The 17,630-nt window shown below is 59.1% G+C and carries 13 protein-coding genes; 2 read left to right on the forward strand and 11 right to left on the reverse strand.

The genetic code is table 11. From position 1 onward, the window contains the following. Window positions 1–65 precede the first annotated feature (65 nt). From AC3CHX_RS09190 to AC3CHX_RS09205, 4 genes are all read right to left on the reverse strand, one after another. Window positions 66–1,040 (reverse strand): alpha/beta hydrolase, encoded by a 975-nt coding sequence (locus AC3CHX_RS09190; protein ID WP_488643728.1) that lies wholly within the window; start codon window positions 1,038–1,040, stop codon window positions 66–68. 306 nt (window positions 1,041–1,346) lie between these two features. Continuing rightward, window positions 1,347–2,774 (reverse strand): PepSY-associated TM helix domain-containing protein, encoded by a 1,428-nt coding sequence (locus AC3CHX_RS09195; protein ID WP_488643729.1) that lies wholly within the window; start codon window positions 2,772–2,774, stop codon window positions 1,347–1,349. A 37-nt stretch (window positions 2,775–2,811) separates the two neighbouring features. Next, the gene (locus AC3CHX_RS09200) at window positions 2,812–5,157 is read right to left on the reverse strand and encodes a TonB-dependent receptor (RefSeq protein ID WP_488643730.1); all 2,346 of its coding nucleotides are present in this window, start codon (window positions 5,155–5,157) and stop codon (window positions 2,812–2,814) included. Between the two features lie 90 nt (window positions 5,158–5,247). Then, window positions 5,248–5,631 carry a DUF2946 domain-containing protein gene (locus AC3CHX_RS09205; protein WP_488643731.1) on the reverse strand — a complete coding sequence of 128 codons (384 nt, stop codon included), beginning with the start codon at window positions 5,629–5,631 and terminating at the stop codon, window positions 5,248–5,250. A 263-nt stretch (window positions 5,632–5,894) separates the two neighbouring features. Between AC3CHX_RS09205 and AC3CHX_RS09210 the strand changes: the two genes are divergently transcribed. Together AC3CHX_RS09210 and AC3CHX_RS09215 are read left to right on the forward strand one after the other, a co-directional pair. Beyond that, a complete protein-coding gene (locus AC3CHX_RS09210) occupies window positions 5,895–7,154 on the forward strand; it encodes an MFS transporter (RefSeq protein WP_488643732.1) in 1,260 nt (419 codons plus the stop codon). Window positions 7,155–7,163: 9 nt separating this feature from the next. Then, a complete protein-coding gene (locus AC3CHX_RS09215) occupies window positions 7,164–8,156 on the forward strand; it encodes a GlxA family transcriptional regulator (RefSeq protein ID WP_488643733.1) in 993 nt (330 codons plus the stop codon). 12 nt (window positions 8,157–8,168) lie between these two features. On the opposite strand, the gene AC3CHX_RS09220 is transcribed toward AC3CHX_RS09215, so the two are convergent. The 7 genes from AC3CHX_RS09220 to AC3CHX_RS09250 all read right to left on the reverse strand — a co-directional run bounded on the left by AC3CHX_RS09220 (window position 8,169) and on the right by AC3CHX_RS09250 (window position 17,537). Beyond that, window positions 8,169–8,543 carry a copper-binding protein gene (locus AC3CHX_RS09220; RefSeq protein ID WP_488643734.1) on the reverse strand — a complete coding sequence of 125 codons (375 nt, stop codon included), beginning with the start codon at window positions 8,541–8,543 and terminating at the stop codon, window positions 8,169–8,171. Between the two features lie 49 nt (window positions 8,544–8,592). Further along, on the reverse strand, window positions 8,593–11,778 hold the full coding sequence (locus AC3CHX_RS09225) for an efflux RND transporter permease subunit (protein ID WP_488643735.1): 3,186 nt from the start codon (window positions 11,776–11,778) through the stop codon (window positions 8,593–8,595). Beyond that, the gene (locus AC3CHX_RS09230) at window positions 11,775–13,316 is read right to left on the reverse strand and encodes an efflux RND transporter periplasmic adaptor subunit (protein WP_488643736.1); all 1,542 of its coding nucleotides are present in this window, start codon (window positions 13,314–13,316) and stop codon (window positions 11,775–11,777) included. The genes AC3CHX_RS09225 and AC3CHX_RS09230 overlap by 4 nt, the downstream gene beginning before the upstream one ends. Continuing rightward, on the reverse strand, window positions 13,313–14,641 hold the full coding sequence (locus tag AC3CHX_RS09235) for a TolC family protein (RefSeq protein ID WP_488643737.1): 1,329 nt from the start codon (window positions 14,639–14,641) through the stop codon (window positions 13,313–13,315). The genes AC3CHX_RS09230 and AC3CHX_RS09235 overlap by 4 nt, the downstream gene beginning before the upstream one ends. A gap of 75 nt (window positions 14,642–14,716) precedes the next feature. After that, window positions 14,717–15,115 carry a hypothetical protein gene (locus AC3CHX_RS09240; protein ID WP_488643738.1) on the reverse strand — a complete coding sequence of 133 codons (399 nt, stop codon included), beginning with the start codon at window positions 15,113–15,115 and terminating at the stop codon, window positions 14,717–14,719. Window positions 15,116–15,247: 132 nt separating this feature from the next. Beyond that, window positions 15,248–16,468, reverse strand: a complete 1,221-nt coding sequence (chrA, locus tag AC3CHX_RS09245; protein WP_488643739.1) for a chromate efflux transporter — start codon at window positions 16,466–16,468, stop codon at window positions 15,248–15,250. A gap of 16 nt (window positions 16,469–16,484) precedes the next feature. Then, window positions 16,485–17,537 (reverse strand): DMT family transporter, encoded by a 1,053-nt coding sequence (locus AC3CHX_RS09250; RefSeq protein WP_488643740.1) that lies wholly within the window; start codon window positions 17,535–17,537, stop codon window positions 16,485–16,487. Window positions 17,538–17,630 lie beyond the last annotated feature (93 nt).

Here is a 17,630-nt window from a genome sequence, read left to right on the forward strand (position 1 = left end):
GTCGGGGCGTTGGCGCAAGGATAGCTGGATGGGAGTGCTCGCCTTTGGATACTCTCTCTGCAGGATCAGGTCGGCGCTGCAAGAAAACGGCCCAGCGCCGCCGCCAACGCATCATACAGTTGATCGACTTCCGGGCTGAGGCCGCGGGCACGCAGGCAGCCGTGCATCAATCCGTGGCCGAAGTGGAGTGCGGCCGCCACCTCGGCCTGACGCAGCCGTTTGACATATTCCACACCATCGTCGCGCAGCGGATCGAACTCGGCCACCGCGACAAAAGCGGGCGGCAAGCGGTCGAAGCGTTTGGCGGTGAGCGGCGCGACACGGGGATCGTTATGGAGCGTGGCATCGGCCACGTAAAGACTGCGGAAGTAGGCACTTTCACGCATGGAGAGCAGCGGCGCGTCGGCGTGCTGGTGGCAGGCGGGTGCCATCGGCGTGCTGGCAAGTATTGGGTAGATCAAGGCTTGTCCGGTGGGCATCGGCTCGCCGGCGTCGCGTAGCGCTACGCACAAGGCCGCCGCTAAATTGCCGCCGGCGCTGTCGCCTGATACCGCAATCCTGCCGGGATCGATGCCAAGCGCAGCGGATTGGCGTCGCAGTGCGCGCCAGACCGTAAGACTGTCGTCAAAGGCTGCGGGAAAGGGATGTTCCGGCGCAAGGCGATAGTCGACGGCAATGACCATCGCCTGCAGGGTCGCCGTGAGTGCGGCGGTGATGAAATCGTGCGAGTCCAGGTTACCCAGGGCGAAGCCGCCGCCGTGCAGGTAGATCAGGCAAGGCCAGCCGGCGCGGGGTGCTTTACCCGGCGGACAATAGCGGCGCACCGGAACAGATTGCTCGGCGACGGTAAGGAGCAGATCGGTGGCGCTGACACCCGCCGGGCGCGGCGGCGTGAATGCACGGCACATGTGCAGATAGGCTTCACGCTGGGCTGCCAGGTTATTCTCGCTGGCAGAGAGCGCGGTGGTGCGCGCGACGAAGGCCGCCAGTTCGGGGGACAGTGGGTATGGCGCTGGTGGTGTAGGCGGGGGGCAGGTCATGATCGACTTTCTCGGTTTGGACAGAGCATCCAGAGCACAAGTTACAGGCGAGTGCCTTCGGTGGATCGACCCATTGCGACGCATCGTTGACCTGGCGCGACCCTGCGCGATCCGCGGGATGAGCGTAGCGCTTTTTTGATCAGTAACCCGGCATTTTTACCTGTGCGCAATGCCGAATACGTCGCGCTTTTTTGTACCGCATATTCGCATTAAAACAGCCACTGTTCGGCATTTGAAAGTGGCCGCCCGTTTGCATCGAAAAATGCATTTTTTAATCAGGCAAACAATATGCCGCCAACCCAAACGTCAGGCTCTATTTCTAAAAATCAGCGTATCTCCCAACCATACCGCGAGCATCGTCGCCCCCATCAACGGAAACAGAATGCCCATGATAGCCATATAAGCTTTCCAGCGGTTGATGGCAGGCGGTGGCTGAAGCACGCGCTTTGGCGCGCCAACGGCATTTTGCGGACGGCGCTTCCACCACATCACAAATCCGGTGACCGCCATCCCGAGCAGAGTCAACGAAATCGCTGCGCAAATGAGTTGGTTCGCCAATCCGAAATATTCGCCCATGTGCAAGGCAACACCCAGCGTCACCGCCTTGGACACGGCACTGTAGTCGGCATAACGGATATCTTTCAGGATTTTTCCGCTGTATTGATCAATATGCAGCGTCCGTTGCCGATTGAGGTCGGAACGAACAAATTCCGAAGCGCCGGGTGCATACGATGCGGTGAATACATCGGCATTTGTATTCGGCAATGCAAGCTGATAAGTGAACATGCCGTTCCGGGCCGCTATCGTTGCGACCTGATCAATCGACAGTCGTTGCGGCGGCATGGCGTGGTCGTGGGACATTGGTACGGTCGTTGCCCCAACGGCCCAGGGAATCTCCGCCAGCGGCAGATCCTGCATCTTCATCGGCATTGCATGGCCTGGCGTTGGGCTAGCGTCTTCCGTGTGGATATGCTCGCTTTTCACGGCCGGCGTCGGCTGATCGAAGTTAGCCCAGGTCACCGCGGCCTGAAAATTCTTGCCCCAGAAACCCGACCACGGCAAGCCGCTCAATATAAAAAATACTGCGCCGATCGATACCCAGAGACCTACCACCAGATGCAGCTCTCGCCACACGGCCCGTCCCTGTAAATTCAGGCGAGGAAGCAAGGTACCCCACACCGAAAACCGCTTTCTCGGCCACCACAGGGCGATGCCGGTTCCGACCATGATCAGGGTCCAGCAGGCAGCCAGTTCCATCAGCCAGCGGCCCCATGTTCCCAACAGCAGATCGCGATGGATTTGCCGCACCTGCTGCATCAGCCGATGCTCTACGCTGAGCGTGCCCAAGACCTGACCGGTGTACGGATTGACATACACGCTGGTGCTTTCGCCGGAGGGTAAGCGGAACACCGCTTCGGTGCTGCGTCGTGGGTCATTGCTCACGGCGAACGACTTTGCTACGGCATTTTTCGGTACAGCAGCGGCCGCGATGCCTAACTGCCTGTCGTAACCGATTCGTGGCTGCCGGCTTGGAGACACAAACAACTTGTCGCCATAGAGTGCCGTATCTATCTGCGGTTTAAACACATAGATTGCGCCGGTAATCGCCAACACGATCAAAAAGGGCATCACGAACAGCCCGGCATAAAAGTGCCAACGCCACAGGATGCGGTAATTGCGCGAAGCGGTTGATGCTGCGTCAGCTTGCGATTGTTCTTGAAATGTAGTCTGCATGATCAACTCTGGAAAATAAAGGGAAGGGGAGCCCGCATTACATGCTGACTTTTGCTTCCAGATAGAAGGTTCTGCCTGGGTACGGGTAGTAGACGTAATAGCGACGGTCGGTCAGATTATCGATGCCGATCCCAATCTCCGTATTTTTCGTCGGCTTGAAAGTAAATTTGGTGTCGAACACCAGGAACGAACTGGTACCCCCAAACGTATCCGGATTGATATCGGTGTTGGTCAGCGTGTTGAACTGTCGGCCAGAGTAGCGCCCTGCCAGCATCGTGCTTGCCTGATCATTGATGCGATAAGTGCCGACCAGATTCGCGCGCCATAATGGGATACGGTAAAAATTCTTCCCGACAGTCGCTGGATTTTTACTGTTTTCCAGAATAATGGAGCGTGTATAGCCAACACTGGCGCTCAGATCAAGTCCCCGCAGAAAAACATTTTCGCCGGAATAGCTGAGTTCGATGCCGCGAGAGCGCACGCGATCGATGTTCTGGATATTCGTCACGTTGGGAAACACCGTCGTATTGGTTTGGCTGAACAATGTGTTCTTCACATCGTCCTCAAACACGGACATGCGAACCAGTCCGTTTAACTGCGCCCACTCGGCGCTCAATTCCTTCGCCAGATCGTTTTCAGGTTTGAGATTCGGATCGTTATTGACCAGTGTCGAGCCGGTCAGGCTTCCTTGAAAGAGTTCGCTGACAGTCGGGAAACGGTAAGCGCGCCCGGTAGAGAAACGGAAAATCAGATCGGATGTCGCTTTGTAGGACAGCGCCGCCTTTGGCGACCAGTAAGACAGGTTGCGATTGTTGTAGGCCTGGCGCGAACCGGTGACCGCACGCGCGCCATCGTAGGCGCGCCAATCTTCGTAGCGCAGACCGTAGGTCAATTTCCAGAGCGGACTCAATTGCCAGGCATCTTGCGCAAATAGCGCCTGCGTTTCTGTTTTGCCGGCAAAGGCATTGTTGAATCCGCCGCTGTCACTGCTACGCCAGTTGCTCAGAGTGTAGGTCGTATTTTCCAGGAAATAATTGTCGTAGTGATAGCCGAAAGTGGGCCAATGGCTGCCGGCATCGACCGTAGTGGGCTTGTAGTCGGCCGATAGGTCAAGGGTCTTCCAGCCGGAGCCATCACCGAATGTCGCAACGCCGGTGAGATCGCTCGCCAGACCGCTGCTGGCAGACCTGGAAATGCTCTTTGATACATCAAAATACGATGCAATCGCGGAGTAATTCCAGCCGCTGGGATTGCGGGTTTTAAGCGTCAGTCCATACAGCTGATTCTCACTCGCGCTCGCCGCTGGTGCGAAGAATGATGCGGGCAAGGCATATTGATAGCCGCCAACATTGACGAGGCCCGCATACACCGGGTTGCCGCTCGCGTCGCGCAAGAACGACAATGTACTGTTGCTCACCTGCTGGCGCCAGTAACCGAAAGTGAATCCGGCCTGCAAGGTCGGCGTGATATCGTAGGCCGCCTTGAACTTGAATTGATCCTGCAGCGCCCGTTCGGCACCTTCGGCATTCACCCCGAAGATGGTGGCGGGTGCGCCGTTTGGATCGGTGTATTGATATGCGCCGGTCACCGGAATTGCCGCGCCGGTTGCCGCTTTCGTTGAACGTGGCTGGCTGGCGTACACAAATGGTTGTCCGGCATTGCTGAGGTGATCTATGCCCAGCAGGAAGGAGAGATCCCCGACCTTGTTGCCAATCGACGCGGTAGTTTTATTCCCGTCGAAATGGCCGTCAACCCCGAACAGGTTGAATTGCTGACTAAACACCTGCGCCTTTGCCAGCGCTTCAAACCGGGTCGGCATTTTAGTGGTGATCGCTACTGTTGCGCCCATCGAATTACCCGGGTACAGCGCCGAAAAAGGACCGTAGATCACATCCACCTGCGCAATGTCTTCGGGGAACACCATCGACCAGCGCGGCGGGAAGCTATGCGTATTGCCGAGGAAATTGCTCAGCAACAGCCCGTCGGCATATACCAGTCCGCGCGCGGTCTGGGAGGTGCCATTGCCGCGCACCGAAATGGTGGCATTTTCATCGCCGATAAAGCGTTTGCGAATCGCCATATTCGGCATGTATTTCAACGCATCTTCCGTGTTGATGACGTTCAGATTTTCCAATTGTTGCGCTGTGATCCGTTCGCTGGTAGCGGGCAGATTGGGATCAAACGCCTGCTTGTCCCTGGTCCCGGTCACGAAGACTTCGGGAACGACGTGAATATCGTCCTCTGCGGCACGTGCGCTTTGAGAGAGTAATGGCAGTGCAAGGAATGACAACGGCAGCAATGCGGCGGATAAACAATATGATTGACTTAATGATAACTTTTGGCGTGCTACAACACCCTTAGTTTGCGCGAGCAAATTAAGCATAAACTTCCCCTGGATTTCAATGAATAGTCGTCCCCCGCATTGCACATGCAATAGGAGGGTGCGCGACACAAATGTGTCGGAAAAAGAAGATCAGGAAATAGTCAGTGGAGGATCGAGCGGGTGGGTCTGACCGCGAAACGGGCGTGGCGGCGTGTAGTCGTACAACAGAGGACTGTCATGCGACATGGTGGCGGCAGTTGCGACCAATATGTCGAAAGAACTGGTCACCGGCGGGCTGTTGGCCAGCAGCGTACAGTAGCCGCAGGCATTCCAATGATCACTGGCCGGTAAAGATGACTTGCCGCTGTCACCTGAATCGGAATGGGAGAATCCGGATGACGTACAGATGTCGTGGAATATCTGCGCCGTCCCCATCGCCTTAAGCGACTGCGAAATCGTCGGCATGAACACACTTAGCCATATGGCAAAGATGCAAGTCCAGGCAACAAGTTTATGACGGCGGGTACGCAACATGGGGGACTTACGAGGATGCAAGCGGGTCAGAAAAAAAACCTACGCATTCTATTGTGAAGGCTTGGGAAACACAAGTTGAAGTCGTTCCACATCGCATGTCTGGTGCGCCTGGACTATGTCCAGTCAATCCTGACTGTGCCTCTAGTTATCTGGTTTTGGCAGGAAATGACTGTTCGTTGTCATTGACGCCAAAACTGGTGTCTATGACAATCCTCTTAACGTGTCCTGTAGTTTTCCGATGGAGGCGCAACCAGAGGATGGCGATGACAGCAATTGACACGACAAACGCGGCGCCGGGCGCCGACGATACCGGCAATGCCGGCAAGCGGAATGCCTTGGTGCTGGCGATCTGTCAGGGCCTGTTTACCAGTGCAATCTCGATCGACCTGACGTTAACCGGCTTGACCGGCTATCAGTTGGCGCCGAACAAGGCGTTAGCGACACTGCCGTTTGCGATGATCACGGTGGCCGGCGCACTGGTGACGTTGTTTGCCGCGTTCCTGTTGCAAAGACTGGGCCGCCGCGTGGGCTTCGCATTGGGTGCCATGGTTGGTGCGATTGGCGGTGCGATCTCGGTTTGGGCGGTTTTCCACAATCATTTCTGGGTGTTTTGTGTCGGTACGGCAGCAGTCGGCGTGTTTCAGGCTTTCGCCCAATATTACCGGCTGGCGGCGGCTGATGCGGTCGGCCCGTCGGCCAAAAGCCGGGCCATCGCGACGGTGCTGACCGGCGGGGTGATCGCCGCGGTACTTGGTCCTGCGCTGGCGGCGTGGAGCAAGAACCTGTTCCCGGCCGCGCTGTTTGCCGGTGCTTATCTGATGGTGGCAATTCTGGGGTTGCTATCGGTCATCGTGCTACTGAGCTGGTATCGCGATAACGCGCCACAGGCTAAACAGATGGAAACTGTCGGCGCAGCGCCAGCGCGCGCGCTGGCGGTGATCGTCCGCCAGCCGGTTTTTGTCGCTTCGCTGGCGAATAACGTGGTGGGATCAGTCGTCATGATGTTCATCATGACCGCTGCACCGCTGGCTGCGGTCGCCTGTCATCACAGCATCGATGACGGTGCGAATATTATTCAATGGCATCTGGTGGGCATGTTCGCGCCATCGTTTTTTGCCGGGTATCTGATGACGCGCTTTGGCGTGGCGCGCATGGTGTTGGCCGGCATGGGATTGAATGCTCTGTGCGTCGTGATTGCGATGAATTCCACCGGTTTGGCGGCGTTCTACTTCGCTTTGCTATGCCTGGGGGTAGGCTGGAATTTCATGTTCGTCGGTGGCAGCACGTTGCTGGCCCAGTCTTACCGCCCGGCCGAGCGCGCCAAGACCCAGGGTGCCGCCGAATTCCTGCGCTATGCGGCGACTGCGCTGGCAACCCTGGCCGCCGGTCCGCTGCTGCAATACTACGGCTGGGCCGCGCTCAACACGGCGATGCTGCCGCTACTGACGTTATGCGCGATGATGACCGTGTGGTGGGTGTTGGCGCAGCGGCGTGGCTTTTCGGCAACTGAAGCTATCCAGTAAATAACTCAAATGACAGCTAAAAAATCTTATCGCGTGGTCTTGCTTGCCTACGAAGGCATGAACCTGATTGATCTCAGCGGACCTTTGCAGGCGCTGGCGACGGCAAGCCGCCTGAACCGGGATGCGGGAGGCGGAACCTACGAAACCATCGTCGCTTCCGCCAACGGCGGCCCGGTCGTCACCGGACCGGGTTTGCCGGTCATCACGGTCGCCCTGGCAGCACTGGACGGGCTGGCAATCGACACGCTGATTGTTCCGGGCGGTTCGCGCGATGACATCTTTGTTCCGGAGGCCGCATTGGTCGACTGGATCGTATTGGCTGCACCTGAGGCACGCCGGGTTTGTTCGGTGTGCACCGGGGCTTTTTTGCTGGCAGCGGCCGGGCTGTTGAGCGGCCGCAGGGTCACGACGCATTGGGATTGGGCGGCAAAATTGCAGACCCGATATCCGGCGCTGGTGGTCGATCCCGATCCTATCTTTATCAAGGACGGACGGCTCTGGACCTCGGCTGGCGTGAGCGCCGGCATCGACCTGACGCTGGCACTGATCGAGGAGGATTTCGGCCATCAACTGGCGATCCAGACCGCGCGGCAACTGGTGATGTTCGTCAAGCGCCCGGGCGGTCAATCGCAATTCAGCGTGCCGCTGATTGCGCAGGCTGCCAAGGGCGGTCACTTCGCTGATCTGCACGCATGGATCGCGGCCCATTTGCAGGATGATTTGCGGGTGGAGCGGCTGGCCGAACAGGCCGGCATGTCGCCACGTACTTTTGCCCGGATATATAGCGCGCAACTGGGTCGTACGCCGGCCAGGACGGTGGAGGCGATCCGGCTGGAGGTGGCCTGCCGGATTCTGGAGAGTACGCGTCTGCCGCTGAAAAGCATTGCCACCGAAGTCGGTTACGGCGAAGAGCAAAACCTGCGGCGGGTATTTCAACGCCAGCTGGGGATTAATCCGGCCGAATATCGGGCCCGTTTTGCCGCGCATGGCAATCCGGCCTGATCCGGACAGCCTTTACTTCACAGCGGTCACGACATAATGGGTGTCCTGTTGGGTGAAATCGATGGTCACTTTCTTGTCGACGGCGAGTTTGTCGAAGAACATCTTGTCCTTCACAGCGAAGGTCATCGTCATGGCCGGCCAATTCAAGGTTTTGACCGGTCCGTGCGCAAGCGTCACCGTGCCCTTGGCCGGATCAACCGCCTTGACCGTACCGGTCGCCTTGTGGGTGACGGTTTTAGGAGTGGAGTCGGGAGACATTTTGTCCATCGGCATGGTCTTCATGTCCATGCCTTGCATATCCATATTTTTCGCGCCGCCAGACTGCGCCATGGCAACATCGGATGCGGACAAAGCGAGGATCAGGGACACTGTTGCGGTAAGTTTCATTGCAATTTCCTTCGTTGGTTGGGTTGGTAAAAAAAATATTGGGTGCAGTCTAGACCGTGGCGATCTCTCCTGCTTGCATGCCTGAACCTGCGCCGGAGGCCATGACGGTGGCGCGCAGCGGACGCCGACGCAACAGCAGGTAGACCGCCGGGACCACAAACATCGACAGCAGCGGTGCGGTGATCATCCCGCCGACCATCGGTGCGGCGATGCGCTGCATGACTTCCGACCCGGTGCCGGTGCCCAGCATGATCGGCACCAGGCCGGCGATGATGACGGCCACCGTCATCGCCTTGGGGCGCACCCGCAACACGGCACCTTCGCGAATCGCATCGAGCAGGTCGGCTTCACTATCCTTGCCGTTGGCCAGGCGCTCTTCCCAGGCATGTTTTAAATACAGCAGCATGATCACGCCGAACTCGGCCGATACGCCCGCCAACGCAATGAAACCGACGCCGCCGGCGACCGACAGGTGATAATCGAGCAGCCACAACAACCAGATACCGCCCGCCAGCGCAAACGGCAGCGTCCCCATGATCAAGGCCGCTTCATCAAAACGCTTGAAGGTCAGATACAGCAGGACGAAAATAATCAGCAAGGTCGCTGGCACCACGATTTTGAGTTTTGCGGTGGCACGCTCCAGATATTCGAATTGCCCCGACCAGGCGATCGAGTAGCCAGCCGGCAATGTGACTTCCCTGGCCACGACTTGCTGCATGTCGTGCACGGTGGAACTCAGGTCGCGATCGCGGATATCGACATACACCCAGCCCGACAGGCGCGCGTTTTCGCTTTTCAGCATCGGCGGGCCATCGTTGATGCGAATCGCGGCGACATCGCCCAGTTGGATTTGGGCGCCGCGATCAGTCAGCACCGGTAACTGGCGCAGCTTCTCGACCGAGTCGCGCACCTCGCGCGGATAACGCACATTGATGGGGAAGCGCTGCAAGCCCTCGACGGTCTCGCCAATGTTGTCGCCGCCGATCGCCGCCGACACAACGCTTTGCACGTCCGCAATATTCAAGCCGTAGCGGGCGGCCGCATCGCGGTCGATGTTCACGTCGATATAGCGGCCGCCGTTCAAGCGCTCGGCGAGCGCCGATGACACGCCCGGCACGTGCTTGACGGCGCGCTCTATGTCACCGGTAATGCGGTCGATTTCCTGCAAACTGATGCCTGCGACCTTGACCCCGACCGGACTTTTGATGCCGGTGGCCAGCATGTCGATCCGGTTGCGGATCGGCGGCACCCAGATGTTCGACAACCCGGGTACCTTGACGATGCGGTCGAGTTCCTGGATCAGCTTGTCCGGGGTCATGCCGGGCCGCCACTGATCGTGCGGCTTGAACTGAATCATGGTTTCAAACATTTCCAGCGGCGCCGGATCTGTGGCGCTCTCGGCCCGACCGGCTTTGCCGAACACGCTTTGCACCTCGGGCACGGTTTTAATCAGGCGATCGGTTTGCTGCAGCAACTGCGCTACCTTGCCGGCCGACAAACCAGGCAGTGCCGACGGCATGTACAGCACATCGCCTTCGTCTAGCGGCGGCATGAATTCGCCGCCAAGCCGGGTCATCGGCCAGATCGTCACGATCGCCACCAGGGCGGCCACCAGCAAGGTCAGCTTCGGGAACCGCAGCACAATGTCGAGCAAGGGACGGTACAGCGCGATCAGGAAGCGATTGAGCGGATTCTTTTGCTCATCCGGAATCCGGCCGCGAATCAGATAACCCATCAAGACCGGAATCAGCGTCACCGCCAGGCCCGCGGCGGCGGCCATCGCATAGGTCTTGGTAAACGCCAGTGGAGAAAACAGGCGTCCTTCCTGCGCTTCCAGCGTGAACACAGGAATGAACGAGAGCACGATGATCAGGAGCGAGAAGAACAGCGCCGGACCCACCTCGGAGGCGGCGTCGCCGACGACGCGCCAGTGGTCATTGCCCGTCAGCTTTTCACCGGGATGAGCGTGGTTCCAGGCTTCAATATGCTTGTGGGCATTCTCGATCATCACCACGGCGGCATCGACCATGGCGCCGACCGCGATGGCAATCCCGCCCAGCGACATGATATTTGCGTTGACTCCCTGGTAATACATGACGATAAAGGCGATCAGGATCCCAATCGGCAGCGTGATGATGGCAACCAGTGCCGAGCGCAGGTGAAACAGGAAGATCGCGCAGACCACGGCGACGACGATGAATTCCTCGATCAGTTTTTCTTTCAGGTTGGTGACCGCACGTTTGATCAGGCTCGAGCGGTCGTAAGTCGGGACGATCTCGACACCGGGCGGCAGGCTGGCTTTCAATTTTTCGAGTTTGGCCTTCACCGCAGCGATGGTTTCCAGCGCGTTTTTGCCGGAGCGCATGATGATCACGCCGCCGGCGACTTCGCCTTCGCCATTCAGTTCGGCAATCCCGCGCCGCATTTCCGGCCCGACCTGGATCCGCGCGACGTCCCCCAGCCGCACCGACACACCGGCGTCGGTCGTCATCAACGGAATCTTGCGGAAGTCATCGAGCGATTTCAGATAACCCGACGCGCGCACCATGTATTCTGCCTCGCCCAGTTCCAGCACGGAGCCGCCGGATTCCTGGTTGGCTTTCTGCACCGCGTCGATGATCTTGCCGTGCGGGATGTTGTAGGCGCGCATCTTGTCCGGATCGAGCACGATCTGGTATTGCCGCACCATGCCGCCGATGCTCGCGACTTCCGAGACATTCGGCACCGCCTTCAACTCGTACTTGAGAAACCAGTCCTGTATGGCCCGCAATTCCGACAGATCGGTCTTGCCGCTGCGATCCACCAACGCATATTCGTAGACCCAGCCGACGCCGGTCGCATCCGGTCCGAGTGCGGTTTTGGCTTGCGGCGGCAGGCGCGACTGTACCTGGTTCAGGTATTCCAGCACCCGTGAGCGGGCCCAGTACGGATCCGTGCCATCTTCAAACAGGATGTAGACGAAGGAATCACCGAAAAACGAGTAGCCGCGCACGGTCTTCGCACCTGGCACCGACAGCATGGTCGTGGTCAGCGGATAGGTGACCTGGTTCTCGACGATCTGTGGCGCCTGGCCCGGATAGCTGGTGCGGATAATGACTTGTACGTCGGACAAATCGGGTATCGCATCGAGTGGCGTACGCGCCAGCGACCAGATGCCCCAGGCGGTGACCATCAGCGTCGCCAGCAGCACCAGAAAGCGGTTGGCGATGGACCAGCGGATCAGCTTGGCGATCATTGCGCGGCTCCTGCCGGCTTGGCAGCGGCCCGGGTAATCGCGGCTATTTCGAACGCGCCATCCTTGATCGGATGAATCTCGAAAACGACGTTGCTCCCCACGACAATGTTTTTCGGCAAGCCACCCGCCGGCAACTTGAAGCCCATCGTCATCGCGCCCCATTGCAGGGTCGGAATCGGCCCATGCGAGATCGTGATCTCCTCCTTGTTGATACTTTCAACCTTGCCGTCGCCGCGATGCGTCGGTCTGCTTGCTTTGCCGCGTGCAGCTGCGCTCATTCCGCTCATCCGCGTTTCCGTTCCTGTCAGGCTGGCTTCGGAATCGATCAGGAACTGGCCGGAGACGACGACCTTTTGCCCCGCTTCCAATCCTTTGCGGACTTCGCTCTGGCCGTTGGTTTCAGCGCCGATTTCAACGTCGACCGGGAGAAACTTGCCATCCCCTTGCGCCACCATGACAACGCTGCGGGTTCCGGTCTGGATCACCGCTTCGGTCGGTACCAGCAAGATGTCCTTGCGTGCCGCAGACGAAAAGTTGATCGTGGCAAACATGCCCGGCACCAGCTGGCCGGAAGGGTTGGCCAGTTCGATGCGCGCCTTCAACGTGCGCGTAGCCGGATTCACGTCCGGCAGAATCGCGCTGACCTTGCCCTTGAATACCGTCCCTTGCAACGCCGGCGTGCGCGCTTCGACCGCATTCCCCGGGCGCACCAGGGCGGCCAAGCTCTCCGGTACGTCGGCATTCACCCAAATCGTGCGCAGGCCGTTGATTTTGAACATCGGTGCGCCAGCCATCACGGTCATGCCTTCACGCACGGCAAGTTCTGACACCACGCCGCCGATGGGGGCAAAAATAGTCAGGCGCGGATGTACCTTGCCGCTGGATTCCACCAGATGAATCTGGTCGTCGGCCATGCCGACCAGGCGCATGCGTTGACGTGCGCCGTCAAGCAGGCCTTCGATGCCGTTTCCCTGCATGTGCCTGACTGACAAATACTCTTCCTGCGCCGCCACCCACTCGGGCACATACAATTCGGCCAGCGCCTGTCCCTTGCGCACCGGATCGAGTGGCGCACGCACATACAGCCGTTCGAGGAAACCATTGCTGCGCGCCTGCACCAGCACGACATCGCGTTCGTTGTACGCCACGCTGCCGACGGCAACGACTGCCGACGTCAGGTTGCCTCTGGTGACTGCGGCGGTACGGATGCCCAGGTTTTGTTGCACGCGCGGGCTGATATTCACCTTGCCGTCGTCGCCTGCATCGTCGGCGTAGACCGGCACCAACTGCATATCCATGAACGGCGATTTGCCCGGCTTGTCGAACTTCTGGCCCGGCACCATCGGATCGTGCCAATACAGCACTTTCTTGCCGGCATCGCCGGCTGTCGACTCAGCGACTGCCGAGGATGCCGTTTGGCTCGCCATCGGCGTCGCCATTTTCTTACCCTGCTGCATGCCGGTCGAATACAGGCCGTAGCCAGCTGCCCCGACCAGACCGGCAACCGCAGCGGCGAGGAGGATTTTCATGTTCTTCATTGCGTGTCCCGGTTCATCCCAGCGTGCGCCATCGCATCATCGGTGGGAAAGAGAAAGTTGAGTTGCGCCCACAGGCGGTCGGTCTCGGTCGCGAGTTGCAATGCCTGGATGCGCACGTCGATATCGTTGCGGCGTGCGGCCAGCACATCGGCCAGGCTGGCTTTGCCGCCACGGTAGGCAGTGATCGCTGCCAGCGTGCGTTGATTGGCGAGTGGAATCAGTTCGCGCTCATAGCGGCTATACCGCTCGCGATTGTTGTCCCATTCGTTGATCATGCTGCGGGTCTCCGCAACATGCGCGCGCAGCATCTCCTCGCGCTCGGCCTTGGCTTGCTCGACTTGCGCCAGTTTGGAAGAGAGTTCACGGTCCTGGCGGTTCTTCCGATCCCACTGCAGCGGGATCGAGACGCCGACTGACACCATGTTGGAAAAAGCTGAACTTCGCTGCTGGAATGCTAGTTCCACGGTCCAGTCGGCTGTTTCATTGGCTTTCGCGAGCTTGGCTTCCGTCTCGGCAACTTCGACCTGCTTGGTGAGAACGGCAATCTGTGGATGATGCCCAAGCTGACTATCGAGCGTCGCCGGGTCCAGTCGGATAGTGTCGGTGGCAGGTTTGTCGGCCAATGTCAGGCCCGCGACGTCACCGATCCAGCGCGCCAGCATGGTATTCGCATTGCGCACGCGGCGTTGGATTTCACTGGCGCGATCGTCAAACGCCGCCAGTGCGCTGCGGGCGGCGAAGATGTCGGCTTGACTGCCGCGACCGGCACGGTAGACGCCTTCGGCCGATTGGATTTCAAGTTTGGCCTGTTCACCTTGCTCGGCGACGACCTCCGCCATCGCGTCGGCGTAATACCGGTCCAGCCAGGCCAGAGCCGTATCGCGCTCAATGGCGGCCGTTGCCACATTCTTCTCGGCCAGGGTCTTTTGGGCGTCAAGCTCGAAGCGATCGGCGCGCAAATGCCGTTTGTCGGAACGCGTGATTTCCTGCATCACGCCGACCCGACGCATGGTCATGAAGTCGTTGTTGAGACTGCCACGGTCGCGGCCGGTGACAGGCAGGTTGTCGATACCGGCCTTGAATACCGGATCGGGCAACTGGTTGGCGGCGACCGCCATGTCGCGCGCAGCGGCGACAGAGAAATCCTGAGCAATAAGCTGGTGCGAATGTTGTATGGCGCGGCGCTGTGCCTCGGCCAGCGTCAGTGGTGCCTCGCCGGCATAGACGTTGGCAGAGAACGCAAGCGACCCTGCCAGTGCGGCGCAGCTGATTCTCAGGGAAAACCGAAGAACCGCAGAAAATGTGGATGATGCGGGGGATGACATGTAACCTCCAGATAGCGATAGGCAACATCAGGCGTGCACGCGGCACGACGATGACGGACTAGGCGATCCGGGGAGTTAAATGCGGAAACAGCAGTTGCGAATGGACAGCGGCGGCGCGGTGGATCGCGTCAGAAGAACAGCGTTGGGTGGTGTGTCGGTGGAATGGTCGACGATCTGAATATTTCGGAATACCAGCGTCAGCGCGGCGGCCATAAAGGGCTGCACATGCGGCATCGGCGGCTTGTCGAGAGACTGGTTGCCGGCCTGATCCTGCGCGTGACAGACGCTGGGTTGCGACTTATCCATGCCCTCGCACCCGGGCATCGCTTGATCGCCCTCCATCGACATCGGCGCACTGACCTGCCCGATCTTGAAGGCCGGACAAGCATATCCTGCGACAGCAAGCTGCATGAACAGCATGCTGATCAGCACGATGAGTGCGGCAAGCAAGCGGGAAGGGCGGGAGAGTTTCATTATTTTAAGTTTTTGCTTAATTTATGGCGAGCTTGCTTCCTGGGAGCCGGTAAAAAAACGCGATAGCGGATTATCATCGTTCCCCCAGTGGGAAGGTCAAGCGCTATTTGCCGTCAGCTGGCATGCGTTAACTTACTTAACGTAACTTAGCCCCCATCCGGCGACACCGCACCCGATAACGACTAACCAAGGCGGCAACTTCCAGAACATCAAAGCCACCAGCGCAATGAGCGCGAGCCCAAAATCCACTGGTTTTAATACTGCGCTGGTCCAGACCGGATGGTAGAGCGCGGCCAGCAGGACGCCGACAACTGCCGCGTTTACCCCGGCGAGCGCAGCTTGCATACGCACGTTGCGGCGCAACGGCTCCCAAAACGGCATGGTGCCTAGAACCAACAGGAATGACGGCATGAAGATGGCGATCAAACACACGGCGGCGCCGATCCAGCCGCTTGGCGAAAGATTCATCGAGGCGCCCAGAAAGGCTGCAAATGTGGAGAGCGGGCCAGGCATCGCCTGTGCGGCGCCGTAGCCGGCCAGGAAGGCTTCATTGTTCACCCAGCCGCCTGGTACGACTGCGGCTTGCAGAAGCGGCAACACTACGTGGCCCCCACCGAAGACCAACGATCCGGCGCGGTAGAACGCAGTGAACATTGCCAGCGTCTGATCCGGCCATGCTTTCGCCAGGATGGGCAAACCGATCAGCAAACCAAAAAATAGCCCCAGCAGCACGAAGCCGACGTGTCGGCTAACTGAGATCGGGAGCGGATCATGGGGTAATACTTGCGACGGCTTGAACAAGTACAGGCCGACCAGGGCAGCGCTACAGATCACGCCAATCTGGCCCCAGGCAGTCGGCCATACCAGGATCACGCAAGCGGATACCGCAGCGATACTGACACGCAACGTATCTGTACAAAGATTGCGCGCCATGCTCCACACGGCTTGTGCCACCACGGCGACGGCGACCACCTTCAAACCATGCAATGCGCCCGCCGGAACAGCATTGCCCCAGGTCGACACGCCAATGGCAAACAGCGTCATGGCGATCGCAGAGGGCAACGTGAAACCAGCCCAGGCGCCTAGCGCACCGGCATATCCTGCGCGCGACAAACCAAGCGCTATGCCGACCTGACTGCTGGCGGGGCCGGGTAGAAACTGGCACAAGGCGACGATGTCAACGTAGCTGCGGTCACTAAGCCACTTGCGACGTGTAACGAATTCGTCTCGGAAGTACCCCAAGTGTGCGATTGGACCGCCAAATGACGTGAGGCCCAAACGTAAGAAGACCAGAAATACCATCCACGCGCTGTCAGCGCTGTCTTTCTTGATTTCGGTTGTAGTCGACAACATTGTTGCGCCTGTTGCGTCAGTGTCGATGCCGGTGATGAATATCCGGGAAATGCGGATGCGTATGTACCAATGTTTGATGCCGATGCGGATGGACGTGCGGTTCCTTCCCATCCCATGGAAAATCATGTTCGTGTTGGTGATGGGCGTCATGGCGGTGCAGATGCGAATGCGACAGCGGTAAATGCGTATGGTCATGCGCATGCGTTTCCGTCACATGCAGCCAGATGCCGAGTCCCATCAACGCCGCGGCAATCCAGAACACGGTAGTTGGGGTTTCCCCCAGCATCAGTAGCGCCACGATGGCGCCGACAAACGGCGCTGCAGAGAAATAGGCGCCGGTTCGGGCTGTGCCGAGATGCCGCAGCGCCAGCACAAACAGCACCAGGCTCAGGCCGTAGCCGCAGAAACCGACGATCCCGGCGCTAAATATGGTGCGTGCCTCCGGCACGGAATAGCCCAGCGCCAGTGCAATCGACAGATTCACCGATCCCGCCACCAGGCCTTTGATGCCGGCTACCTGGACCGCATCGCTGGCCGATACCTTGCGCGTCAGATTATTGTCGATGGCCCAGCATAGGCAAGCGGCGACAATTGCGAACGCTCCCCAGGGTACGCCCAATGCGGGGCGCTGCTCCCATGAAAGCAAGACGCCGGCCGCCACGATCAGGACCATGCCGAGAAAGATGCGGCGGTCGAAATTCTCCCGGAAGACGAACCACGCCAGCAGCGCCGTCAACACGCCTTCCATATTCAGCAACAGCGATGCGGACGACGCCGGCGTGTGCGTCAAGCCGAGCATCAGCAGCACAGGCCCGGCTATGCCGCCGAACAGGATGGCACCGGCCAGCCATGGCAGATCGCGCCCGGTCAGGCGGTCGCCTGGCGCCCGTTTGCGGTCGGCGGCGATGGCGCGCACCGCATACCAGGCCAGCAAGCCCACTCCGCTGCCGAGGTAGAGCAGCCCGGCCAGCATGACCGGCGCCATCTGGCCGACCAGTATTTTGGAAAACGGCGTGCTGGCGCCAAATAACGCGGCGGCCAGCAATGCGCAGATCACACCTTGATGCATAATTATTCCAGTTCATTGAAAAATTCAATCCGTGTGCACGGGATTCGGGTTGAATTTGCAATTAAAGTTTGCGCCACCTGAGCATGCAGTCGT

This window comes from Glaciimonas sp. OK215, assembly GCF_057787885.1.